Source organism: Streptomyces sp. NPDC023541, from assembly GCF_055559995.1.
The window spans coordinates 40,227-63,761 of sequence record NZ_JBVHJO010000011.1 but is presented as its reverse complement, the minus strand read 5'-3'; the positions used below and the strand labels follow the sequence as shown (position 1 = coordinate 63,761).

The 23,535-nt window shown below is 72.7% G+C and carries 21 protein-coding genes; 8 read left to right on the top strand and 13 right to left on the bottom strand.

Features of this window, described 5'->3' with window-relative positions; translation table 11 throughout:
* Window positions 1–106: 106 nt before the first annotated feature.
* Window positions 107–811: an SIMPL domain-containing protein gene (locus ACZ3X1_RS25580; protein ID WP_467281100.1), complete on the bottom strand. Its 705-nt coding sequence runs from the start codon at window positions 809–811 to the stop codon at window positions 107–109.
* Between the two features lie 128 nt (window positions 812–939).
* On the opposite strand from ACZ3X1_RS25580, the gene ACZ3X1_RS25575 reads away from it, so the two are divergent.
* Window positions 940–2,742 carry a bifunctional metallophosphatase/5'-nucleotidase gene (locus tag ACZ3X1_RS25575; RefSeq protein ID WP_356812116.1) on the top strand — a complete coding sequence of 601 codons (1,803 nt, stop codon included), beginning with the start codon at window positions 940–942 and terminating at the stop codon, window positions 2,740–2,742.
* Between the two features lie 63 nt (window positions 2,743–2,805).
* Here the strand turns inward: ACZ3X1_RS25575 and ACZ3X1_RS25570 are convergent, their stop codons facing one another.
* The 8 genes from ACZ3X1_RS25570 to ACZ3X1_RS25535 all read right to left on the bottom strand — a co-directional run bounded on the left by ACZ3X1_RS25570 (window position 2,806) and on the right by ACZ3X1_RS25535 (window position 12,476).
* Window positions 2,806–4,305 carry a peptidase M16 family protein gene (locus ACZ3X1_RS25570; RefSeq protein ID WP_467281099.1) on the bottom strand — a complete coding sequence of 500 codons (1,500 nt, stop codon included), beginning with the start codon at window positions 4,303–4,305 and terminating at the stop codon, window positions 2,806–2,808.
* 102 nt (window positions 4,306–4,407) lie between these two features.
* Complete coding sequence (locus ACZ3X1_RS25565; RefSeq protein WP_356812114.1) at window positions 4,408–5,817, bottom strand: lysine N(6)-hydroxylase/L-ornithine N(5)-oxygenase family protein; 1,410 nt, start codon at window positions 5,815–5,817, stop codon at window positions 4,408–4,410.
* Window positions 5,814–7,196: a pyridoxal phosphate-dependent decarboxylase family protein gene (locus ACZ3X1_RS25560; protein ID WP_467281098.1), complete on the bottom strand. Its 1,383-nt coding sequence runs from the start codon at window positions 7,194–7,196 to the stop codon at window positions 5,814–5,816. Before ACZ3X1_RS25560 ends, ACZ3X1_RS25565 begins: the two co-directional genes overlap by 4 nt.
* Before the next feature lie 411 nt (window positions 7,197–7,607).
* Window positions 7,608–10,121, bottom strand: a complete 2,514-nt coding sequence (pepN, locus tag ACZ3X1_RS25555) for an aminopeptidase N (RefSeq protein ID WP_356812112.1) — start codon at window positions 10,119–10,121, stop codon at window positions 7,608–7,610.
* Window positions 10,122–10,153: 32 nt separating this feature from the next.
* Window positions 10,154–10,510 (bottom strand): chorismate mutase, encoded by a 357-nt coding sequence (locus ACZ3X1_RS25550; protein WP_356812111.1) that lies wholly within the window; start codon window positions 10,508–10,510, stop codon window positions 10,154–10,156.
* Window positions 10,507–10,728, bottom strand: a complete 222-nt coding sequence (locus ACZ3X1_RS25545) for a hypothetical protein (protein WP_467281097.1) — start codon at window positions 10,726–10,728, stop codon at window positions 10,507–10,509. Before ACZ3X1_RS25545 ends, ACZ3X1_RS25550 begins: the two co-directional genes overlap by 4 nt.
* Window positions 10,729–11,188: 460 nt before the next feature.
* The gene (locus ACZ3X1_RS25540; protein WP_467281096.1) at window positions 11,189–11,488 is read right to left on the bottom strand and encodes a response regulator; all 300 of its coding nucleotides are present in this window, start codon (window positions 11,486–11,488) and stop codon (window positions 11,189–11,191) included.
* Between the two features lie 235 nt (window positions 11,489–11,723).
* A complete protein-coding gene (locus ACZ3X1_RS25535; RefSeq protein ID WP_356812109.1) occupies window positions 11,724–12,476 on the bottom strand; it encodes a S1 family peptidase in 753 nt (250 codons plus the stop codon).
* 171 nt (window positions 12,477–12,647) lie between these two features.
* On the opposite strand from ACZ3X1_RS25535, the gene ACZ3X1_RS25530 reads away from it, so the two are divergent.
* The gene (locus tag ACZ3X1_RS25530) at window positions 12,648–13,544 is read left to right on the top strand and encodes a hypothetical protein (protein ID WP_467281095.1); all 897 of its coding nucleotides are present in this window, start codon (window positions 12,648–12,650) and stop codon (window positions 13,542–13,544) included.
* Between the two features lie 135 nt (window positions 13,545–13,679).
* Window positions 13,680–14,381, top strand: coding sequence for an HAD family acid phosphatase (locus ACZ3X1_RS25525; protein ID WP_467281094.1), 702 nt, complete (start codon window positions 13,680–13,682; stop codon window positions 14,379–14,381).
* Window positions 14,382–15,268: 887 nt separating this feature from the next.
* On the opposite strand, the gene ACZ3X1_RS25520 is transcribed toward ACZ3X1_RS25525, so the two are convergent.
* Window positions 15,269–16,180, bottom strand: a complete 912-nt coding sequence (locus ACZ3X1_RS25520; RefSeq protein ID WP_467281092.1) for an SDR family oxidoreductase — start codon at window positions 16,178–16,180, stop codon at window positions 15,269–15,271.
* A 1-nt stretch (window position 16,181) separates the two neighbouring features.
* Window positions 16,182–16,946 carry an SDR family oxidoreductase gene (locus ACZ3X1_RS25515; RefSeq protein ID WP_390075026.1) on the bottom strand — a complete coding sequence of 255 codons (765 nt, stop codon included), beginning with the start codon at window positions 16,944–16,946 and terminating at the stop codon, window positions 16,182–16,184.
* Between the two features lie 56 nt (window positions 16,947–17,002).
* Between ACZ3X1_RS25515 and ACZ3X1_RS25510 the strand changes: the two genes are divergently transcribed.
* Genes ACZ3X1_RS25510 through ACZ3X1_RS25490 form a run of 5 tightly spaced genes read left to right on the top strand, consistent with a single transcriptional unit; the run spans window position 17,003 to window position 21,411 of the window.
* Window positions 17,003–17,752 (top strand): enoyl-CoA hydratase family protein, encoded by a 750-nt coding sequence (locus ACZ3X1_RS25510; protein WP_356812104.1) that lies wholly within the window; start codon window positions 17,003–17,005, stop codon window positions 17,750–17,752.
* Window positions 17,749–18,600: a CoA transferase subunit A gene (locus ACZ3X1_RS25505; RefSeq protein WP_467281090.1), complete on the top strand. Its 852-nt coding sequence runs from the start codon at window positions 17,749–17,751 to the stop codon at window positions 18,598–18,600. Before ACZ3X1_RS25510 ends, ACZ3X1_RS25505 begins: the two co-directional genes overlap by 4 nt.
* Window positions 18,597–19,349 carry a CoA-transferase subunit beta gene (locus ACZ3X1_RS25500; RefSeq protein WP_467281089.1) on the top strand — a complete coding sequence of 251 codons (753 nt, stop codon included), beginning with the start codon at window positions 18,597–18,599 and terminating at the stop codon, window positions 19,347–19,349. The genes ACZ3X1_RS25505 and ACZ3X1_RS25500 overlap by 4 nt, the downstream gene beginning before the upstream one ends.
* A gap of 4 nt (window positions 19,350–19,353) precedes the next feature.
* A complete protein-coding gene (locus ACZ3X1_RS25495) occupies window positions 19,354–20,445 on the top strand; it encodes an NAD(P)H-dependent flavin oxidoreductase (RefSeq protein ID WP_467281088.1) in 1,092 nt (363 codons plus the stop codon).
* Between the two features lie 30 nt (window positions 20,446–20,475).
* Entirely contained in the window at window positions 20,476–21,411 is a 936-nt protein-coding gene (locus ACZ3X1_RS25490; protein WP_467281087.1) for a tyrosine-protein phosphatase, read from the top strand.
* Between the two features lie 101 nt (window positions 21,412–21,512).
* Here ACZ3X1_RS25490 and ACZ3X1_RS25485 read toward each other — a convergent pair whose 3' ends face one another.
* Both ACZ3X1_RS25485 and ACZ3X1_RS25480 read right to left on the bottom strand, forming a co-directional pair.
* A complete protein-coding gene (locus ACZ3X1_RS25485; protein ID WP_467281086.1) occupies window positions 21,513–23,210 on the bottom strand; it encodes a DEAD/DEAH box helicase in 1,698 nt (565 codons plus the stop codon).
* 101 nt (window positions 23,211–23,311) lie between these two features.
* Window positions 23,312–23,515 carry a cold-shock protein gene (locus tag ACZ3X1_RS25480; RefSeq protein ID WP_030028954.1) on the bottom strand — a complete coding sequence of 68 codons (204 nt, stop codon included), beginning with the start codon at window positions 23,513–23,515 and terminating at the stop codon, window positions 23,312–23,314.
* Between the last annotated feature and the right edge of the window lie 20 nt (window positions 23,516–23,535).

Below are 23,535 nucleotides of genomic sequence, written 5' to 3'. Positions count from 1 at the left end.
TCCGGGTGTCCACTCAACAACCTTTGCGCAAAAGGTTGTTGACAACTGTTGAATGTGCATGGGGGTGCTCCGATGAGCACCCCCGGGGGCCCGTTTCGTACGCGTTTCAGAGTTGGGGCGGGGTCATCGTGAAGCGGGCGTTCACCTGGGCGTGGACGGTCTGGCGCTGGGGTTCGAGGTCGAGCGGCGGGGGGCCGCCCGCGTCCTCGGCGGCGCTGAAGGCCATGGTGCGCATGCCGGCGCCGGGGGCGGCGGCGAAGGGGGCGGCGTTCTCGGCTCCGAGGTCGGCGAGTTCGACGAGGGCGGCGAGGCGGGCGCCGAGCGCTTCGGCGTATTCGCGGGCGCGCTGGACGGCTTCGAGGACGGCCTGGCGGCGGGCCTGGCCGTGGGCGGGCGAGGTGGGGCGCAGGGCCCACCAGGGGCCGTCGACCTGGGTGAGTTCGAGGTCGGCGAGGCGGGTGGTGAGTTCGCCGAGGGTGGTGAAGTCGCTGAGTTCGGCGGTGATGTGGACGCGGCCGTGGTAGGCGCGGACGCGTTCGGCGCGGCCGTGGCGGGTGAGTTCGGGGGTGATGGAGAGGGCGCCGGTTTCGAGTTTTTCGACGGGGTCGCCGTAGCTCTTGATGAGGTCGAGGACGGTGTTGTTGCGTCGGGTGAGGTCTTCGAGTGCGGTGCGGCGGTCGGTGCCGCGGGCGTTGACGGTGATGCCGATGCGGGCGATCTCGGGGTCGACTTCGAGGCGGGCTTCGCCGCGGACGGCGACGCGGGGTACTTCGGGGGTGCCGTAGGGCTGGTGCGATGCGTCCTGGGTCATGGTTTCACTCTCGCACTGTCGCCCGTTCGGGTGTGGTCATCGGATCGAAACCTGACGGGGGTGTTGCGGCTTGTTACCAGTGGGTCAGAATCTACGCGCGTTGTTCACGCCTCAAAAGGGGAGACGGCATGGCGTTCGACCGCAGGACATTCATAGGGACCACGGCCGCGACCGGTGCGGCCGTGGCGTTGGCGGGGGCCACGAGCACCCCGGCCGCCGCCGCGCAGCAGGATGCGAAGAAGCAGGGGCCGCGGACGTACGCGTTCACGGTGATGGGGACGACGGACCTGCACGGGAACGTCTTCAACTGGGACTACTTCACGGACAAGGAGTTCGACGACAAGGCGCACAACGACGTCGGTCTGGCGAAGATCTCGACCCTGGTGGACCAGGTGCGGGCGGAGAAGGGGCGGTGCAACACGCTGCTCATCGACGCGGGTGACACCATCCAGGGCACGCAGTTGTCGTACTACTACGCGAAGGTCGATCCGATCACGGCGCGGCGTGGTCCGGTGCATCCGATGGCGCAGGCGATGAACGCGATCGGTTATGACGCGGCGGCGCTGGGGAACCACGAGTTCAATTACGGCATTCCGGTGTTGCGGAAGTTCGAGGAGCAGTGCGACTTCCCGCTGCTGGGGGCGAACGCGCTGGATGCGAAGACGCTGCGGCCGGCGTTCGCGCCGTACAGCATGCACCGGTTGCGGACCCCGCACGGGCGCGACGTGAAGGTGGCGGTGCTGGGGCTGACGAATCCCGGTATCGCGCTGTGGGACAAGGCGAACGTGCAGGGGAAGATGACGTTCCCGGGCCTGGAGGAGCAGGCGGCGAAGTACGTGCCGCGGCTGCGTTCGATGGGTGCGGACGTGGTGATCGTGTCGGCGCATTCGGGGTCGAGCGGTACGTCGTCGTACGGTGACCAGCTGCCGTACATCGAGAACGCGGCGGCGCTGGTGGCGGAGCAGGTGCCGGGGATCGACGCGATCCTGGTGGGTCACGCGCACACGGAGATCCCGGAGTACCGGGTGAAGAACAAGGCGACCGGCAAGGACGTGGTGCTGTCGGAGCCGCTGAAGTGGGGGCAGCGCCTGACGCTGTTCGACTTCGAGCTGGCGTGGGAGAAGGGCCGCTGGTCGGTGGCGAAGGTCGCGGCGAAGGTGCTGAACTCCAACACGGTGGCGGAGGACGCGAAGATCACGCGGCTGCTGTCGGACGAGCACCGCAAGGTCGTGGCGTACGTGAACCAGGTGATCGGCACCTCGACGCAGGCGATGTCGTCCGCGGAGGGTCCGGTCAAGGACGTGGCGATCATCGATCTGATCAACCACGTGCAGGCGGAGACGGTGAAGGCGGCTCTGGCGGGTACGCAGTGGGCGGCGCTGCCGGTGCTGTCGCAGGCTTCGTGCTTCTCGCGGACGGCGGCGATCCCGGCCGGGCAGGTGACGATCCGGGACGCGGCGGGTCTGTACCCGTTCGAGAACACGATGGAGGCCCGGCTGCTGACGGGTGCGCAGCTGAAGGACTACCTGGAGTTCTCCGCGCGGTACTTCGTGCGGACGGCGCCGGGTGATGCGGTGGATCCGGCGAAGCTGACGAACGCCGATGCGATCCCGGACTACAACTACGACGCGGTGTACGGGCTGGCGTACGACATCGACATCGCGCAGCCGGCGGGTTCGCGGATCTCGGGGTTGTCGTTCCAGGGGAAGCCGGTGGATCCGGCGGCGCAGTTCGTGCTGGCGGTCAACAACTACCGGGCGTCGGGTGGCGGGAACTTCCCGCACGTGCCGCAGGCCAAGCAGCTGTGGTCGAACTCGGACGAGATCCGCAACACGATCATCCAGTGGGTGCAGGCGAAGGGGACGATCGACCCGGCGCAGTTCGCCTCGGTGGACTGGCGGCTGACGCGGGCGGGCGTGCCGGTGTTCTAGTCGGCGGCCGTTTTCGACGGGGGTCGGTGTCCGCGGCGGCGGGCGCCGGCCCCGTCGGTGTTCTCAGGGGTCGGTGCGGACGAGGTGCGCCGGGACGGCGGCGTCGAGGGCGGCGATGACGCGTTCGCCGCGTGCGACGTGGTCCGGGTGGATGTGCAGGTGGCAGCCGCAGCCGGTGAGGACGATGCGGCCGGGGCCTTCGTGTCGCATGACGGCGATCTCGTCGAAGCGGATGTCGTGTTCGTCGCGGTTGCCGTCGCGGACGACCAGGCCCCAGGGGGCGAGGAGGTATTCGCCGCTTTCGTGGCGGGGGGTGATGAGGCGACGGAGGGGGGTCTTGCGGAAGCGGGTGCCGGGGGCGCTGGGGGTGCCGGGGTGCTCACCGTGGACGCGCCAGCAGGTGGAGTTGGGCAGCGGGGTGCCGCCGGGGGTGGCGGGCCGGGGGAAGACCTGGGGTGGCACGACGAGGACGGCGTCGGTGAGGGCGCGTTGCAGGTGGTCGGCGACGTCCTGCGGGGTGACGGCGGCGTGCTGCGCGAGGAGGGTGCCGGGGTCGTGGTAGGGGATGCCGAAGTGTTCGCTTTCGAGGGCGCGTTGGAGGGACGTCCAGCGGTCGTGGCCGCAGTGTCCGTCGTGGCAGCGCAGTTCGGCGCGCGCGTGCTCGGTGAAGGTGTCGAGCTCGTGCCGGGTGGGGCCTCCTCGGGCGAGGCGCAGGGTTTCGTTCCACAGGGTGTCGGCGGCTTCTTCGGCGTGGCCGTCGGCGGGGCGCAGGACGAGGACGCGGTCGAGGGTCAGTCGGTCGCGGAGGAACCGGTGGAGGGTGACGCCGTCGGAGATGCCGCGTGTGTGGTGCGTGAGGTGCTCGACGCGTTGGCTCAGGACGTGGCAGGCGGCGACGGCGGCGGGTTCGTGGGCCCGTGAGGTCAGGAGGAGGGAGACGGTGTCGACCAGGCGGTGCTGCCAGGTTCCCGGTACGCCGGCGCGCAGGCGGGGAGCGGATCGGTCGGGGCGGGGGCCGTCGGGCAGCGGGAGGGTGAGTCCGGCGGGTGGGGGGCCGTCGAGGGCGAGGACGGCGTTGCCGCGGGTGAAGTGGGCGGCGGCGTGGGTGCGGACGGCGTCGGAGGTGAGCCGGGCGTACATGTCGGGGTCGTGGTGCAGGACGAGGCCGAGGCCGTGGGGCCCGTAGCGTGCGCTGAGGGGTTCGGCGCCGCGGTGGTCGCAGGTGCGGGGCGGGTGGAGGCCGAGGAGGCGGGTGGCGTGCTCCATGTACTGGGTCGGCAGGTCACGGAGGGCGCTGCAGACGGTGTGGAGGAAGCCGGTGACCTCTTGGGGGGTGCCTTTGACCACGAAGTGGGTCGCCTCCCCCTCGACGGAGCTGGTGAACTCGTGGGGCCGCCTGCCGAGGTGCGTCGTCACGAGGGCTTCGACGAGGTGGGCGGCGCCGAGGGTGGGGGCGGTTTCGTCCCGCAGCCCGGTGCCGAAGGAGAGGACCGCGGTGAGGGGGCCCGGGGCTGGGGCGGCCTGCCACAGGACGGTGACCCCGTCGGCACTGGTGCGCTGCATGACGGCGACGATAGCCGCAGCTCAGGTGCGGTTGGCCGAGGGGGCCGCCGGAAGGGGCCCGGGGGGTCTCCCGTCGATCCGGCCTGATCGACAAGACGCCCCCTAGGGGTGGTCGACGAGCGGGAGCAGTTCGACCGCGGGGCGGGGGCGGGTGTGCTCGCGCTGTTCGAGGCCGAAGGTGGTGAAGGCGGTGCGCGGGGGTTGGGGGTAGGCCTCTTTGCCGGTGAGGGTGTTGAGGATGGCGGCGCTGCGCCAGGCGGCGAGGCCCAGGTCGGGGGCGCCGACGCCGTGGGTGTGGCGTTCGCCGTTCTGGACGAAGATGCTGCCGCTGACGGAGGGGTCGAGGATCATCCGGTAGCGGTCGTCGATGCGGGGGCGGCCGGAGGAGTCCTTGCGCAGGTAGGGGTCGAGGCCTGCGAGGAGGCGGGTGAGGGATCGTTCCTTGTAGCCGGTGGCGAGGACGACGGCGTCGGTGGTGAGGCGGGAGCGGGCGCCCTGTTCGGCGTGTTCGAGGTGGAGCTCGACCTTGGTGGTGGCGACGCGTCCGGCGGTGCGGACGGTGACTCCGGGGGTGAGGACGGCGTCGGGCCAGCCGCCGTGGAGGGTGCGGCGGTAGAGCTCGTCGTGGATGGCGGCGATGGTGGCGGTGTCGATGCCCTTGTGGAGCTGCCATTGGGCGGGGACGAGGTGGTCGCGTACGGGTTCGGGGAGGGAGTGGAAGTAGCGGGTGTAGTCGGGGGTGAAGTGTTCGAGGCCGAGCTTCGAGTACTCCATGGGGGCGAAGGAGGGGGTGCGGGCGAGCCAGGTGAGCCGTTCGCGGCCGGTGGGGCGGGCGCGGAGCAGGTCGAGGAAGACTTCGGCCCCGGACTGCCCCGAGCCGATGACGGTGACGTGTTCGGCGCCGAGGATGCGCTGGCGGTTGTCCAGGTAGTCGGCCGAGTGGATGACGGGGACGGTGGGGGCTTCGGCGAGGGGGCGCAGGGGTTCGGGGATGTGGGGGGCGGTGCCGATGCCGAGGGCGAGGTTGCGGGTGTAGGTGCGGCCGAGGGCTTCGGCTTCGCCTGCGGGGTCGAGTTGGGTGAAGTCGACTTCGAAGAGGTCGCGTTCGGGGTTCCAGCGGACGGCGTCGACCTGGTGGCCGAAATGGAGGCCGGGGAGGCGGCCGGCGACCCAGCGGCAGTAGGCGTCGTATTCGGCGCGGTGGATGTGGAACTGCTCGGCGAAGTAGAAGGGGTAGAGCCGTTCCTTGTGCTTGAGGTAGCTGAGGAAGCTCCAGGGGCTGGCGGGGTCGGCGAGGGTGACGAGGTCGGCGAGGAAGGGGACTTGGAGGGTGGCGCCTTCGATGAGGAGTCCGGGGTGCCAGCGGAAGTCGCGGCGCTGCTCGTAGAAGACGGTGGCGAGTTCGCCCGCTCCTTGGTGGGGGAGGCCGTGGGCGAGGGCGGCGAGGGACAGGTTGGACGGTCCGATGCCGATTCCGACGAGGTCGTGGGGTGCATCGAGCTGGGCGGTCATCGGTGGGTGCTGCCTTCCAGGTGGGCGATGAGGGTGTCCAGGTCTCCCGCCGTGGTGTGCGGGTTGAGCAGGGTGGCTTTGAGCCACAGGCGGCCGTCGGCGTGGGTGCGGCCGAGGACGGCGCGGCCTTGGTGGAGGAGGGCACGGCGCTGGGTGGCGAGTTCGTCGTCGGTGGCGTGGGTGGGCCGGAAGAGGACGGTGCTGATGGTGGGTGCCGAGTGGAGTTCGAAGCCGGGGTGGGCGTCGAGCCGCTGGGCGAGGTGGTGTGCGAGTTCGCAGGTGCGGTCGATGAGGTGGGTGAGGCCGTCACGGCCGAGTGAGCGCAGGGTTGCGGCGATCTTGAGGGCGTCGGGGCGGCGGGTGGTGCGCAGGGAGCGGCCGAGGAGGTCGGGCAGTCCGGCTCCGGTGTCGTCGGGGGCGTTGAGGTAGTCGGCCTGGTGGGCGAGGGGGGCCAGGAGCGCGGTGTCGGGGACGGTGAGGAGTCCTGCGGCGACGGGCTGCCAGCCGAGTTTGTGCAGGTCGACGGTGAGGGAGTGGGCGCGGCCGAGGCCTGCGAGTTTGTGCCGGTGGCGGGGGCTGAGGGCGAGGAGTCCGCCGTAGGCGGCGTCGACGTGGAGGTCGGCGCGGTGGTGGTCGCAGAGGTCGGCGATGGCGGGGAGGGGGTCGATGAGTCCGGCGTCGGTGGTGCCGGCGGTGGCGGTGACGAGGGTGGGGCCGGGGGTGGCGGCGAGGGCTTCGGCGAGGCGGGCGGGGTCGAGGACGCCGGTGGGCGTGGGGAGTTCTGTGGCCGGGGGCAGGCCGAGGAGCCAGGCGGCGCGGGGAACGGAGTGGTGGGCGTTGGCTCCGTGCAGCACGGTGAGGCGGGGGCCGTGGCGTTCGCGGGCGAGGAGCAGGGCGAGTTGGTTGGCTTCGGTGCCGCCGGTGGTGACGAGGGCGTCGGGGTGGGGGGTGTCGTAGAACTCGGCGGCCAGGGTACGGGTGAGTTCGGCTTCGAGGGTGGAGGCGGCGGGGGCCTGGTCCCAGGAGTCGAGGGAGGGGTTGAGGGCGCTGGCGGCGAGGTCCGCGGCGGCGGCGACGGCGAGCGGCGGGCAGTGCAGGTGGGCGGCGCAGAGGGGGTGGGCGGGGTCCGCGGCGCCGGCGGCGAGGGCGTGGACGAGGGTGCGCAGGGCTTCGTGGTCGCCGGTTCCGTGGTCGGGCAGTACGTCGCCCAGTGCGGCTCTGACGCGGGCGGTGACGGCGTCGGGGCCGCCGGCGGGGAGGGGGCCGCGGCGTTCGGCGGCGCCGGTGCGGAGGGCGTCGAGGACGGTGTCGAGGAGGGGGCGCAGGGCGTGGGAGCCGTGCGCTCCGCCGGCGAGCGCGGTGCCGTGCGGCGCTGTCATGGGTGCTTCCGGCCGGCCGGGATGCCGGGTGCCGTGCGGCGCTGTCAACGGGACCTCCGGGGGCTGGCCGGGGTGTGCCTGGCGGCGCTGTCGTCCCGGTGCGGGCCTGGGTGCGGCGGGGGGGCACCCTGCCAGTACAACGATCAGACCCGAATGGGGTAACCGCCGGGGTTTGTCCGAATCGCCGAGGCCTGGGGGCCGGTGCCGGGGGCGGGGTGGGGCGCCGTCCGGGACTGCATGATGAATGGCGCCCCGGGCCGAGTGGCCCGTACGGGCTCCTACCGCCCAACACATCACGTTCTACGTCCCGGACAGCACCCCCCGCCCCCGTCACCGGCCGCGCGCCCCCGACGCCCCCGCCGGGGTCGGGGCTGGGCCCGGCCCCCCGTTCCGCCGAGCCGCCACGCAGGGCTAACGGCGGATGCGGATCGCGCGCGACAGGTCGTCCAGTTGGTCGACGAGCTTGCGGCGCAGGAGCGGGATGATGTCAGGGTCGGCGAGGCAGGCCTGGCCGGCCTTGAGGTTGGCCTCGTCGACCGCGTAGACGGGGAAGGCGTAGCGGCCCGCGGCTTCGCCGATGGCGGGGCCGCGGCGGGCGCCGAGGGCGACGGCGTCGGGGTAGTAGCGGGTCACGTACTCGGCGGTGAGGTCGCTCTGTTCGGGCTGCCAGAAGCCCTGGGCGGTGGCGCTGAACAGGTAGTTGGACAGGCTGTCGTCGTTGAAGAGGCGGTTCCAGGCGGCGGCCTTGGCCTCCGGGGTGGGGAGGGCGGCGCGGCAGCGTGCGGCGCCTTCTTCTCCGGTGGCGCTGGGGTCGGCGGCGAGGGCGGCGTCGATGTCGGTCTCACCGACGGCGCCGAGGACGGCGAGGCGGCCGAGGATGCGCCAGCGCAGTTCGGGGTCGAGTGCGGGGCCCCCGGGGACGGTGTCGTCGGCGAGCCAGGCGGCGATGGTGTCGGGCTGGGTGGCGCTGCCCACGAGAGTGCGTACGGCGGTCAGCCGCATGCCGGGCTCCGAGCCGTCCTCGGTGCGCCGCAGGAGGTCGCGGGCGATGGCGGTGAGGGTGGCGAGCGCGGCCGTGCGGTTCTCGGGGGCGAGGTAGCGGACGGCGATCTCGGTGCGGGCGAACGCGAGGACGCCCTGGACGATGGCGAGGTCGCGTTCGGCGGACAGGTGCGCTTCGGCGGCGTTCAGGTAGTCCTGCGGGGCGAGTTCGCCGTCGCGGACCATGTCGCGCAGGCAGTTCCAGACGACGGCGCGGGTGAGGGCTTCGGGGATGCCGGAGAGGCCGCGCAGGACCGTTTCGAGGGAGGTCTCGTCGAGGCGGATCTTGGCGTAGGTGAGGTCGGCGTCGTTGAGGAGGAGCAGTGCGGGGCGTGCGCCGCTCGTCGAGACCACCTCGTCGGAGGGGACGTCGAGGTCGAAGAGTTCGCGCAGTTCCAGATTGCGGCTGTCCACGGGGTCGCGGTCGTAGACGCCGACGGCGATGTGGTGGGGGCGGCTGCCGTCGCGGTCGACGGTGAGGGTCCAGCCGGCGGTGCCTTCGGGGGCGTCCTCGATGCGCGGGGTGAGGGTGTCGATGCCGGTGGTGCGCAGCCATGCGTCGGCCCAGCCGCGGACGTCGCGTTCGGTGTGGGCGGCGAGGGAGTCGATGAAGTCGGCGAGGGAGGCGTTGGCGAACCTGTGGCGGGCGAAGTGGGTGTTGATGCCGGCCAGGAAGTCCTTCTCGCCGAGCCAGGCGACGAGTTGGCGCAGGGCGGAGGCGCCCTTGGCGTAGGAGATGCCGTCGAAGTTGAGGAGCGCGGAGGCGGTGTCGGGGACGTCTTCGGGGGCGACGGGGTGGGTTGAGGGGCGCTGGTCCGCTTCGTAGCCCCAGGGTTTGCGGGTGACGCCGAAGGCGGTCCAGGTGTCGGTGAAGCGGGTCGCTTCGGTGAGGGTCTGGTAGCCCATGTATTCGGCGAAGGACTCGTTGAGCCAGATGTCGTCGAACCAGGCGAGGGTGACGAGGTCGCCGAACCACATGTGGGCCATCTCGTGGGCGATGACCATGGCGCGGGACTCGCGTTCGGTGTCCGTGACGGCGGAGCGGTAGATGAATTCGTCGCGGAAGGTGACGAGGCCGGGGTTCTCCATGGCGCCGGCGTTGAATTCCGGGACGAAGGCCTGGTCGTAGGAGTCGAAGGGGTAGGGCTCGGTGAACTTGACCTGGTAGCGGTCGAAACAGGCCGTGGTGATGGAGAGGATCTCGTCGGCGTCGGCGTCCATGTGGGGCGCGAGGGACTGGCGGCAGTGGATGCCGAAGGGCAGGCCGGCGTGTTCGGTGGTCACGCTGTGCCAGGGGCCTGCGGCGACGGCGGCGAGGTAGGTGGAGATGACGGGTGTGGGGGCGGACTGCCAGATGCCGGCCCCGTCGGTGTCGCGGTCGGCGAGGCGGGTGGTGACGCCGTTGGCGAGGACGGTCCAGTGCGCGGGGACGGTCACGGTGAACTGGAAGACGGCCTTGAGGTCGGGCTGGTCGAAGGCGGCCAGGACGCGCTGGACGTCGTCGAGGAACATCTGGCTGTAGACGTAGGTCTCGCCGTCGGCGGGGTCGGTGAAGCGGTGCAGGCCTTCGCCGGTGCGGGAGTAGCGCATGCGGGCGTGGACGCGCAGCTCGTGGTCGCCCGGTGCGAGGGCGAGCGGGAGGCGGTTGTCGTCGAGGGTCGCCGGATCGAGGGGGTGGCCGTCGAGGGTGGCGGAGCGCAGTTCTTCGGGCTTCAGCTCCACGAAGGTCTCGCCGGCGGAGCGGGCGGTGAACCGGATGGTGGTGGTGGAGTCGAAGGTGTCGTCGCCGGTGGTGAGGTCGAGGCCGACGACGTAGTCGTGGACGTCGAGGAGCTGGGCTCGGAGCTGCGCTTCGTTGCGCGTCAGTGCGGACATGGGGCCCATGCTGCCCCAGTGGGCGGCCGGACCCCGAGCGTCTACTCCTCGCCGGCGGCGATCGTCTCGTGGTGGCGGATGACCTCGGCGATGATGAAGTTGAGGAGCTTCTCGGCGAAGGCGGGATCGAGCTTGGCGTTCTCGGCGAGCTGGCGGAGCCGGGCGATCTGGCTGGCCTCGCGGCCCGGGTCGGCGGGGGGCAGCTGGTGGCGTGCCTTGAGGTGGCCGACCTGCTGGGTGCACTTGAAGCGTTCGGCGAGCATGTGGACCACGGCCGCGTCGATGTTGTCGATGCTGTCCCGCAGGCGGGCGAGCTCGGCGGTGACGCTCTCGTCGATGCCGTCGGCGGCGGGGCCCTGGCCGTTGCCCGTGCCGTTGTCGAGGTCGCTGATGTTCATGGTTCCCGAGAATACGTGGCGCGGGCCCGCAGGTCGCGGGGGTAGTCGGCCTGTGAGACGGCGGCCGCGTCACCGGGGTGGGACCGCGGTGGCGGCCGGCCGCCTTCCGGGCCGGGGCCTGCGGTGAGGTGGCCGCCGCGGGCCTTTCGGGAGAGCAGGAGGCGGAGCCAGGAAGCGGCGTGCGGGTAGGTGCGGGCCCAGAACGTCGAGGGGGTCACCGGTCGCTCCCGGCTCTGCCGATGGCCCCCGGGCTTCCGGCCCGGACCCGGTGCGGTGACCGTCGCGGCGGTGCGGGCGCCCGTGCGGGCCCGCCCTGCGGCGGTACCGGGGCCATGCGGGCCCGGCCTGCGGCGGGCCGCTGCGCCGCGGCTGCCCGGGGCCCCGCCCCGGACTCCGCGCCTGGCAACGCCGGCGGGGCCGGCTCCGGCCGGGCGCGGCGCGGGGTGGTGCGGGATGCGGTCACGCCGTTGTGGCGGCCGGGCCGCTCGCCCAGGCCATGCGGCCATCCCGACGCCGGGTGCGTCGTGACGGACGTGGAGAGGGAGAGGTAGAGCTCGCCGGCGATCTCGGCGTTGGTCATGCCGCGGGCGAGGCGGCGTACGACGTCGCGTCCGCCGGTGGAAGGAGGGATCCGCCGGTGGAAGGAGGGATCCGCCGACGGCTGCCGCCCGTACGGCTTCAACCAGCGTGGCCGGGTCTGCGTCCTTGAGGGGAGCCGGCTGCTTCGCCGTGGAGCGCCGCGCGGACGTACTCGTCGAGGCCGAAGGTGGTGACGATGACGATGCGTGGCCGGTCGCCGGCGGACAGGCGCCGGGTGGCTTCGGAGCCGTCGGGTCCCGGCATGCGGATGACGGGGAGCAGGACGTCGGGGCGGTGCTCGGCGACGGCTGCGGGGGCTGCCTCTCCGTCGACGCCGTCGGCGAGGACCTCGATGTCCGGCCGGCTTTCGAGGATCGTCCGGAAGCCGGTTGCGATCATCTCCCGGTCGTCCGCGACGACCGCGCTGATCGCCGTGCGCCGCCTGCCCCGCGTCGCCCGCTGCCTCAGGTTCCCTCCCCTGGGACCGGCGCGTGGGTCGGCCCGCAACCGCGCGGCGGGCCGCCGGGGAGGGTGCCGCGGGGCCCGGGCGGCGGCGGCGCTGGTGGTGGGTGCGCCTCGTCCTCCCGGCCGGTTCGTGCCGGGCCGGGAGGACGAGGGTGGGTGCGGGTGGGGGCTACAGGGTGGCCGCGGCGCTCTTGATCTGGGCGGCGAAGGTGGAGACCTCGGTGTAGACGCCCGGGTAGTCGGGGCGGGCGCAGCCGATGCCCCAGCTGACGATGCCGACCTGGATCCAGGCTCCGGCGTTGTCACGGCGGAACATGGGGCCGCCGGAGTCGCCCTGGCAGGTGTCGACGCCGCCCTGGTCGATGAAGCCGGCGCAGATCTCCTCGCCGGGGACGAGGTCGCTGTAGGCGGCGTTGCAGTCGGCGTCGGAGACGAAGGGGACGGTGGCCTTCATGAGGTAGCGCTGCTGCCCGCCGCCCTCGCGGGTGGCGCCCCAGCCGGCGACGGTGAAGGTGCCGTTGTCGTAGGCCTTGGTCTCGGCGATTTTGAGGGTGGGCAGGTTGATGGGCTTGGCGAGCTTGATCAGGGCCCAGTCCTTGCCGGTGCCGTTGTAGCCGGGCGCGCGAAGGACCTTGGTGGACTTGACCTTGATGGCGCTGGAGCTGTTGAGGTCGACGACTCCGGCCGTGGCGGTAATGGAGGTGTTGTTGCCGGAGCCGTTCACGCAGTGGGCGGCGGTGAGGACGATCTGCTGGGTGTAGAGGGCGCCGCCGCAGCCCATGGAGAGGCGCACCATGAAGGGGAACTCGCCCTGGGCGGCTCGGGTGCCGCCGACGACGGGTGCGGTGCCTGCGGTGGCGGTGCCGGGCTGGAGGCTGACGGCCGCGAGGGCGACGGCGCCGACGGCGAGGGTGCGCTTCATGAATCGCACGAGGCTGGACACAGTCAACACACTGCCTTTCGTGGGGGGTTGGGCCGTGCGTGTCATCGGGGAATGACGGGTCCATGACACAACAGGAGCACGGCGGCCAACAAGAACGCAGTTTCGGCCAACTCCCCGCAGCGCGACAGGGATTGCGGTAAGGAGCACCCGATGAAGGAGAACGGCGGGCGGGACGGGATCATCGAGCACGGATTTCCGCACCTCGCGACCGTGCGCGCCTCGATCACCGCGCTCTTCCGGCGCCTGTCGGCCGACGGGGTCCGCGCCTACGCCACGAGCTTCTCCCCCGCCGACGCGGCCTTCGGCGCCTCCGACGACCTGCACCTGGGTGCGCAGCGGGTGGCCTCGGCGATGGTGCGCGCGCTACGGCTGCCCGATGCGCGGATGGTGGTCGCCTTCCGGCCGATGGAGGAGGCGGCCACGGTGGAACTGGCCGCGGGGCCCGAGTACTTCGTCGAGGTCAACGACCGTTTCCGCACCCACCGGCGGGACCTGGCGGCGGCCCTGTCGCACGAGGTCGCCCATGTGCTGCTGCACCGGCTGGAACTCGCCTTCCCCGATCCGGCGGAGAACGAGATCCTCACCGACACCGCCGCCGCCTACCTGGGGGCGGGCTGGCTGCTGCTCGACGCCTACCGGGAGGACGCGCTCACCCACCAGAGGTTCGGCTACCTGACGCCGGAGGAGTTCGGCTACGTCCTCGCCAAGCGGGCGGCGCTGTTCGGCGAGGACCCGTCCCCGTGGTTCACCAGCCCGCAGGCGTACGAGGCCTACGTGCGCGGGAGCGCGCTGGCGGCCCGGGACCACCGCCGGGCTCCGCTCGCCGCCGCCGGCCCGGGGGCGCGGCGGCGGTACGCGAGGGCGCGGCGCACCGGGGCCACCCCGGCGGACGGGTCGGCGTACCGCTTCGAGCGCGAAGGGTCCGGCGCGGGGCTGCGCGTCAGTTTCCCGTGCCCCGTGTGCGAGCAGCGGGTGCGGGTGCCGGTGCGCGGACGGCTGCGGGCGCGATGCGGACTGTGCCGCTCGCTGCTCGACTGCGACACGTAGTCCCGGTCCGCCCGCATATGGCTTGATCATTCACCGGTCGGTCGCGAAAAGTTTCCTACCGGCCAGTAGACATGGGTGCGGTTCTCGCCAACTCTGGTCACGTCCATGCCAATTCGTGACCGAGGAGCGCCCCCCATGCGCAGTTCCCGCCGCATCCGCACGCCCCGTACCGCCGCCGTCGGCGTGGCCGCAGCGGCCGCCGTCCTGACGCTCGTTCCGGCCACCGCGGCCCAGGCGGCCCCCGTCGCCGCGCCCGCGCCCGTCTCCGCACCGGCGACCACGACCGCGTCCGCGTACGCGTCCGCCTCCGCGCCGGGCGGGAACGCGGCGATACTCGGCATCGACTACGCCACCTGGCAGCGGGAGGTGGCCGCCGTCGTCGACGCGGCGCGTCCGGCCATCGAGCAGCGCATCGCGAACTCGCCCGCCGGCGAAAAGCCGGCCCTCGTCCTCGACATCGACAACACCTCGCTGGAGACGGACTTCCACTGGTTCTGGACCTACCCGACCCCCGCGATCACCAAGGTGCGCGCACTGACCCAGTACGCCCACGCGCGCGGCGTCGCCGTCTTCTTCGTCACGGCCCGCCCGGGGATCATCCACTCCCTGACCGAGTACAACCTCAAGGCCGTCGGCTACCCGGTGTCCGGGCTCTACGTCCGCGACCTGCCCGACCTCTTCGAGGAGGTCGGCACCTACAAGACGGCCAAGCGCGCGGAGATCGAGGCGCGCGGCTACAGGATCATCGCGAACATCGGGAACAGCCCGACCGACCTGGTCGGCGGCCACGCCGAGCGCACCGTGAAGCTCCCGGACTACAACGGCAAGCTCTCCTGACGCACCGGCGGGGACGGTACGGCTCCCCCTCGCGCGCGGCCTTCGAGCGGCCTTCGAGCGGCCTTCGCGTGATGTCACGTGACTTCGCGCACAACAGATGGCCCGACCGCGGTTCAGCGGCTGGACCCAGCGGGTAGTCATACCTCAACGCACCGACGAAGACTCGGGCCCGACCCCTCGCCAGGGGGCCGGGCCCGCTTCCGTTCCCGGCTTCCGCAGGCGCGGCGGGCCCGTCCGGCCCGTGCCGACCGGTCGCGGACCCGCCCCGCGCCGCCTTTCTGCAGCGACCGGCCGGAAAGGGGTCGCCGAGGCCGACGAAGGCCAGGCCCTGCCGGTCCTGCGCGCCTTCCTCCGCTCCTGGGGGGCGGGGGCAGGGTCACGCACGGTGTGCCGGTCGGCTGCCGGGGGCGAGCAGGCGGCTCGGCGGCGCGCCGGGCTCGCCCGAGTAGGCGTTCGCCTGCCTCCTGCCGCACCCGGGCCGCGGCCCGTTCACCCTGCTCCCGGACCGGACTCCGGGCCCGACCGGCGCGGCGCGAAGGGCGGTCCCGGCGACGCCGCCCCCGCCGCACCGGAGCGGCAGCCGGCTGCGTCCTGAGCCGGGGGCCGGCTCCCCCACCCTCACCGCACAGCGGCAGTGGACCCGGCCCTGGAGAAGCCCGGCCCGAGCAACCGGCCACCCCCAGGGCGTGTCCGCAAAAGTGGCGCCGGCCGCCCGAAGGGCGGGCCCCGGCGTCCGGTGCCATGGACTCTCCCCGGGCCCGCAGGGCCGAGGGGAAGCCCCGCAGGGCCGAGGGCCGCCCGAGTACCGGACCCACCCCGGCGCGCCCGACACCGCGGCAAGGCACGCTGCCGGGCCCCGCCGCCAGGCGGGACTTGGACGAGACGAGCTAGCGCGAGCCGTACACCGGTAGCGGGGGCTCGGCCGCGGCCAGGAGCTTGACCGCCGCCTCGCCCGCCTCCGCGGGAGTCCACCTCGCGCCGCGGTCCGCCGTGGGGCCCGGCCGCCAGCCCTCCATGACGGTGATCCGGCCGCCTTCGGCCTCGAAGACCCGTCCGGTGACCCCGGCCGAGGCGTCCGCGCCGAGCCACACCACGAGCGGTGACACGTTCTGGGGTGCCATGGCGTCGAAGCCGCCGCCCTCGGGAGCGGCCATGGTCTGCGCGAAGGCCTGTTCCGTCATGCGCGTCCGCGCGGCCGGGGCGATGGCGTTGACCTGGACCCCGTACCGGCCCATCTCGGCCGCCGCGACCAGCGTCAGGCCGAGGATGCCCGCCTTGGCGGCGCTGTAGTTGCCCTGCCCGACGGACCCCAGCAGGCCCGCCCCGGAGGAGGTGTTGACGACCCGGGCGGCCACCGGGCGGCCGGCCTTCGCCTCCGCCCGCCACCACGCGGCCGCCGACCGCAGCGGCAGGAAGTGCCCCTTCAGATGGACCCGCACGACCGCGTCCCAGTCGTCCTCGTCCAGGTTCACCAGCATCCGGTCCCGCAGGAACCCCGCGTTGTTGACCAGCGTGTCGAGGCGGCCGAAGGCATCGACGGCGGCCCGCACCAGGGAGCCCGCACCCTGCGCGGTCGCGATGTCCCCGCCGTGCGCCACGGCTTCGCCGCCGAGGTCCTCGATCTCCCGGACCACCTGCGCCGCCGGGCTCTCCGGTCCGGGCAACCCGTCCAGCCCCACCCCCAGGTCGTTGACGACGACCTTCGCCCCTTCCGCGGCGAAGCCCAGCGCATGGGCCCGGCCCAGCCCCCGCCCCGCGCCCGTCACGATCACGACCCGGCCCTCGCACAGTCCCGCCATCTCAGCCCTCCTTGTTGACAGTTGCCGCATCCAGGAACGCCGGGCGCTCCCCGCCGCCGTGCACCAGCAGGCCGGCCCCGCTCACGTACCGCGCCCGGTCGGAGGCGAGGAAGACCGCCGCGTCGCCCACGTCGGCCGGTTCGGCGAGCCGCCCCAGCGGGACGGTCGCGCCGACCGCTTCGATCCCGGCCGCGTCGCCGTAGTGCAGGTGCGCGAGTTCGGTCCGCACCATACCGAGGACCAGCGAGTTCACCCGTATCTCGGGTGCCCACTCGACGGCCATGGACCGGGCCAGGTTCTCCAGGCCCGCCTTGGCCGCCCCGTACGCCGCCGTCCCCGGCGAGGGGCGGGTCCCGCTGACGCTGCCGATCATCACCACCGAGCCGCGGCTCCGCTTCAGCCAGGGGCGGGCTGCCAGGGAGGCCGTCATCGGGGCGACGAGGTTGAGTTCGACGACCCGTGCGTGGCGTTCGGCGTCGCCTTCGCCGAGGAGGCGGTACGGGGTCCCGCCCGCGTTGTTGACCAGGCAGTCGAGCCGCCCGTACCGCCCGGCGACCGTGTCGAAGAAGTCCCGTACGGCGCCCGTGTCGCGCAGGTCGAGCGCGGTGAAGGACGCCTCGCGGCCGCCCGCCGTCACCGGCCGGTCGGGGGGCCTGCGTGCGCAGACGGCGACCTCCGCGCCGGCCGCGAGGAACGACCGGGCGATCCCGGCGCCGACGCCCCTGGTTCCGCCGGTGACGACGACGACCCTCCCGTCGAGCTCCATCGGCTGCTACCTTCCTCACCTAACAAATGTTTGGTGGAAAGGTAGCTGATCCTCTCATGGGTGTCTCCACCTCCGGCCCGGACAAGGGCGTCGCACTGGTCACGGCCGACTTCCCGCCCGTCAACGCGCTGCCCGTGCAGGGCTGGTACGACCTGGCCGACGCCCTGCGGACCGCGGGGCGGGACCCCGAGGTCCGGTGCGTGGTCCTCGCCGCCGAGGGCCGCGGCTTCAACGCGGGCGTCGACATCAAGGAGATGCAGCGCGACACCGGCCACGCGGCCCTCATCGGCGCCAACCGGGGCTGCTACGAGGCGTTCGCCGCCGTCTACGAGTGCGAGGTGCCCGTCGTCGCGGCCGTGAACGGGTTCTGCCTGGGCGGCGGCATCGGCCTGGTCGGCAACGCCGACGCGATCGTCGCCTCCGACGACGCCGTCTTCGGGCTGCCCGAGCTCGACCGGGGCGCCCTGGGCGCCGCCACCCATCTGGCCCGGCTGGTCCCCCAGCATCTGATGCGCGCCCTCTACTACACCTCGCGCACCGTGACCGCCGCCGAACTGCACGCCCACGGCTCGGTCTGGAAGGTGGTCCCGCCCGAGGCGCTGCGCGGCGCCGCCCTGGAGCTGGCCGCCGAGATCGCGACGAAGGACGGCTGCCTGATCCGCCTCGCGAAGGCGGCCATCAACGGGATCGACCCCGTGGACGTGCGCCGCAGCTACCGCTTCGAGCAGGGCTTCACCTTCGAGGCCAACCTCAGCGGGGTGGCCGACCGGGTCCGCGACACCTTCGGGAAGGGAGAGCGCGCATGAGCGACAAGACCATGACGGTCGAAGAGGTGGTCGGGCAGCTGCGCAGCGGGATGACCCTCGGGATCGGCGGCTGGGGGTCCCGGCGCAAGCCCATGGCCCTGATCAGAGCGCTGCTCCGGTCCGAGATCACCGATCTCACCGTGATCTCGTACGGTGGCCCCGACGTCGGCCTGCTGGCGGCCGCGGGCCGGATCCGTCGGCTCGTCGCCCCCTTCGCCACCCTCGACTCCATCGCGCTGGAGCCGCATTTCCGGGCCGCCCGCGAACGGGCCGCCTTCGCGCTCACCGAGTACGACGAGGCCATGTTCATGTGGGGCCTGCACGCCGCCGCCAACCGGCTGCCCTTCCTCCCGGTCCGCGCCGGCCTCGGCTCCGACGTGATGCGGGTCAACCCGGAACTGCGCACGGTCACCTCGCCCTACGCCGACGGCGAGGAGCTCGTCGCCGTCCCCGCGCTGCGCATGGACGCCGCCCTCGTCCACCTCAACCGCGCCGACCGCCTCGGCAACGCCCAGTACCTGGGCCCGGACCCGTACTTCGACGACCTGTTCTGCGAGGCCGCCGACGCCGCCTACGTCTCCTGCGAGCAGCTCGTGGGGACCGCCGAGCTCAGCAAGGCCGGGCCCCCGCAGTCGCTCCTCGTCAGCCGGCACTCCGTCACCGGAGTGGTGGAGACCCCGAACGGCGCGCACTTCACCTCCTGCGCCCCCGACTACGACCGCGACGAGGCCTTCCAGAAGCTCTACGCGAGCACGCCCTGGCCCGAGTTCTCGGAACGGTTCCTGTCCGGGGCGGGCGAGCACGACTACCAGTCGACCGTCCGGGCCTGGCACGAGGAGCAGCAGTGACCACGACGACCGCCGGCTCCGCCACATCCGCCACCCGTGCCGAGTACTGCGTGATCGCGTGCGCCGAGGCCTGGCGCGGCGACGGCGAGGTGCTCGCCAGCCCGATGGGCCTGGTCCCCTCCTTCGGGGCCCGGCTCGCGAAGCGGACCTTCTCCCCCGACCTGCTGCTGACGGACGGCGAGGCCATGCTCGTCGGGCTCGACGGCACGCCCGAGGGCTGGCTCCCCTACCGGCGCCACCTGACCATGGTCACCGGCGGCAGGCGGCACGTGATGATGGGCGCGAGCCAGATCGACCGGTTCGGCAACCAGAACATCTCCTGCATCGGCGACTGGGAGCGGCCGGCCCGCCAGCTGCTCGGCGTGCGCGGGGCGCCGGTCAACACCCTCAACCATCCCGTGAGTTACTGGATCCCCAAGCACTCGACGCGGGTCTTCGTCGAGCGCGTCGACATGGTCAGCGGCGTCGGCTACGACCGCGCCGCCGAGGCGGGGGCGACCCGTTTCCACCGGCTGCCCCGGGTGGTCAGCGATCTGGGCGTCTTCGACTTCGCCGGCCCCGGGAACGCGATGCGGCTGGCCTCCCTGCACCCCGGGGTCACCGTCGAGCAGGTCCGGGCGGCGACCGGCTTCGAGCTGGCGCTGCCCGAGGAGGTCCCGTACACGCGGGAGCCGACCGAGGCGGAACTGCGGCTGATCCGCGAGGTCATCGACCCCAAGGGTCTGCGCGACCGGGAAGTGCGGGGCTGATCCGGTGGAGACGGCGTTCACGAGACTGGTCGGGGTCGCGCACCCCATCGTGCAGACGGGCATGGGCTGGGTCGCCGGCCCCCGCCTGGTGTCGGCCGCGGCGCGCGCCGGCGCCCTGGGCGTCCTGGCCTCCGCGACGATGACCACGGGCCAGCTGCGGGCGGCGGTCCACGAGGTGAGGTCCCGCGTCCCGGAGGGGACCCCCTTCGGCGTCAACCTGCGTGCGGACGCCGGGGACGCGCCCGAGCGGGTCCGGCTGATCATCGACGAGGGGGTCCGGGTCGCGTCCTTCGCCCTCGCGCCCTCCCGGGAGCTGATCGGCCGGCTGAAGGACGCGGGTGTGGTCGTCATCCCGTCGGTCGGGGCGCGGCGCCACGCCGAGAAGGTGGCCGCCTGGGGCGCCGATGCGGTGATCGTGCAGGGCGGCGAGGGCGGCGGTCACACCGGTGACGTGGCCACGACGGTGCTGCTGCCCCAGGTGGTGGACGCGGTGGACATCCCGGTCGTCGCGGCGGGCGGCTTCAGTGACGGCCGCGGCCTGGTCGCGGCCCTGGCGTACGGAGCGGCGGGCATCGCCATGGGCACCCGGTTCCTGCTGACCTCGGACTCGACCGTGCCGGACGCGGTGAAGGCCGAGTACCTGAAGGCGACGGTCCGGGACGTCACCGTGACCACGGCCGTCGACGGGCTCCCGCACCGCATGCTCCGTACGGAGCTGGTCGACTCCCTGGAGCGCGCCGGCCGTACCCGGGCGCTGGTCCGGGCGGTCCGGCACGCGGCGGGCTTGCGGAAGGTGTCCGGTCTGAGCTGGCCGCAGATGGTCCGCGACGGCCTGGCGATGAAACACGGCAAGGAGCTGTCCTGGAGCCAGGTCCTGCTCGCCGCGAACACTCCCATGCTCCTCAAGGCGTCCATGGTCGAGGGCCGTACGGACCTCGGCGTCATGGCATCGGGCCAGGTCGCGGGGGTGATCGACGATCTCCCGTCTTGCGCGGAGCTCGTCCGTCGCGTCATGGCCGAGGCCCACACCGTGCTGGACCGTCTGCTCGGGCCCGACGGACCGCAGTCGCTCGACGCCCTGCCACCACCAGGGTGATCCCCCTTCTCCGTCACAGGAGTCGCCCCCATGAGCCGTGTCAGAATCCGCAGAGCGGCCGCGGCGGCCGTCGCCGCCCTCGCCCTCACCACCCTGCCGACCGCCGCGCACGCGGCGGCGGCACCCGGAGCCGGGGTCAGCGCCCGGCACCATCACCAGCAGCAGCAAGCTGAAACGATTCGTCAGATCGTCCTCCAGGGCGCGGTCAACGTCCGCGACCTGGGCGGCTACCCCACCTGGACCGGTGGCCAGGTCCGCCAAGGGCTCGTCTACCGCTCCGACGCCCTGGGCAAGCTGACCGACGCGGACGTCACCACCGTCTCCGGTCTCGGCCTCACGAAGGTCGTCGACTTCCGCATCCCGACGGAGGTCCAGTACGACGGCGCCGACCGGCTGCCATCCGGACTCTCCCCGACCGCACGCCCGGTCAGCGACCTCGGCCTCTACGGGACGCTCGTCGCAGCGATCGGCAGCGGGGACCCGGTCGCGCAGGAGCAGATGCTCGGCGGGGGCCGCGCCGAGGCCTACATGCGCGACATCTACCGCACCTTCGTGACCAGCCCCGAGAACCGGGCGCAGTTCGCGGCGACCCTGCGGGAGCTCGCGGACGGCCGGCAGGGTCCGGTCCTGTACCACTGCACGTCCGGCAAGGACCGGACGGGCTGGATGAGTTACGTGCTGCTGCGCGCCCTCGCCGTCCCCGAGGACACCGCCGAGCGCGACTACCTGGCGTCGAACACCTTCCGCGCCGCCTACGACGCCAGGGTGCGGGCGGGCCTGAAGCAGTCGGGGCGGATGCAGAACCCGGACCTGCTGATCCCGCTCCAAGAGGTACGCCAGGACTACCTGGACTCGGCAACGGCGCAACTGGAGGCCGACTACGGCAGCTTCTACGGCTACCTGACCCAGGGCCTCGGCCTGGACCTTCGAACGCTGGCGAAACTCCAGAGCAAGCTGGTCCGCTAGCGGAAACAGCGGAAACAGCGGAAACGGCGGAAACGGCGAAGCCGGGCAGCGCGTGGTGCGCTGCCCGGCTTCGCCGTGCGTACGGGTGGGGCCGGTACGGGTCAGACCGCGCGGCGGCGGCCCTGGCCGCCGGTGCCGACCCGGCTGCGGGCGGAGGCCGCCGCGGCGCCGCCGCCGGAGCCGACCGCGCCGCGTCGGCCGCGCTCGCCGGATCCGGTGGCCGATCCGCCCTGGCCGCCCTGGCCGCCGCGGCGGGCCTGGCCCGAACCGGAGCCCGCAGGGGCCTGCCCGGATCCGGCGCCGGAACGGCGTCCGCGGCCGCCGGCCGCCGGGGCGCCGGCGGTGACGGTGGCGGTGGTGGCGCGCCCGGCGCCCGAACCCGAACGGCGGCGCGAGCCGGAGCCCGAACCGGAGCCGGACCCGCTGCGCGCCTTCGGCGCGGGCTGCTGCGGAACCTCCAGCACCACCGGGATGCCCGAGGGCTCCTTGGCGCCGGTCAGCCGGGCCAGCTCCTGGTCGGAGGACTTGATCTGCGCGGTGCGCGGGGAGATCCCGGCGTCCGACATCAGCCGGGTCATGTCCCGCTTCTGGTCGGGCAGGACGAGGGTGACCACGCTGCCGGACTCGCCGGCCCGGGCGGTACGGCCGCCGCGGTGCAGGTAGTCCTTGTGGTCGCTGGGCGGGTCGATGTTGACGACCAGGTCGAGGTCGTCGATGTGGATGCCGCGCGCGGCGACGTTCGTCGCGATCAGCGCGGTGACCTCGCCCGTCTTGAACCAGTCCAGGGTGCGGTTGCGCTGCGGCTGCGAGCGGCCGCCGTGCAGGCCGGAGGCGCGCACGCCGTCGGCGAGCAGCTTCTTGACCATGCGGTCCACACCGCGCTTGGTGTCCACGAACATGATCACCCGGCCGTCGCGAGCGGCTATACGCGTCGCCACGGCCTTCTTGTCGGTCTCGTCCATGACGTACAGGACGTGGTGCTCCATGGTGGTGACCGCGCCGGCCGACGGGTCGACGGAGTGGCCGACCGGGTCGGTCAGGAACATCTTGACGAGCTTGTCGATGTTCTTGTCGAGGGTGGCCGAGAAGAGCATGGTCTGGCCGCCGGGCGCGACCTGCTTGAGCAGCGCGGTGACCTGCGGCATGAAGCCCATGTCGGTCATCTGGTCGGCCTCGTCCAGGACGGTGATCGACACCTGCGAGAGGTCCGCGTCACCGCGGTCGATGAGGTCCTTCAGACGGCCGGGGGTGGCGACGAGCACCTCGGCGCCGCGGCGCAGGGCGCCCGACTGCCGGTTGATCGACATGCCGCCGACGACGGTGGCGATGCGCAGGTTGACGGCCGTGGCGTACGGGGCCAGGGAGTCGGTCACCTGCTGCGCGAGCTCGCGGGTCGGTACGAGGACCATCGCGAGCGGTGCCTTCGGCTGCGCCCGGCGGCCGGCGGTACGGGCCAGCAGCGCCAGGCCGAAGGCCAGCGTCTTGCCGGAGCCGGTGCGGCCGCGGCCGAGGAGGTCGCGTCCGGCGAGCGAGTTCGGCAGGGTCGCGGCCTGGATGGGGAACGGCTCGGTGACGCCCTGGGCGGCGAGGGTCTTCAGCAGCGCCTCGGGCATGCCCATGTCCTCGAACGCGGCGACCGCCGGCAGCGCCGGGACGGCCGGCTCGGGCATGGTGAATTCCTGGGGCCGGGGGGCGGGGGCGGACTTCTGCCGTCCCGCACCAGCCTTCGGACGCCCCTGGGCCGCTCCTCGTCCCCGGGTGGGGCGGCGGCTGGGTCGTGCGGAGCTGGAGCTGGTCATGCGAGAAAGCCCTCCTGAAACCGGCAGGTAAAACAAAGTTCGAGACAGCAGACAAGCCGGGGCCCGCACCTCTCGGTGCGGACCCCGGCATGCTGAAGGAATTAGGCGGGGATGATGTTCTCCGCCTGGGGGCCCTTCTGGCCCTGCGTCACGTCGAAGGACACGCGCTGGCCCTCGGTGAGCTCACGGAAGCCCTGGGTGGCGATGTTCGAGTAGTGGGCGAAGACGTCCGGACCGCCACCGTCCTGCTCGATGAAGCCGAAGCCCTTTTCCGAGTTGAACCACTTCACGGTGCCAAGTGCCATTTTAAATCTCCTGAATAGGC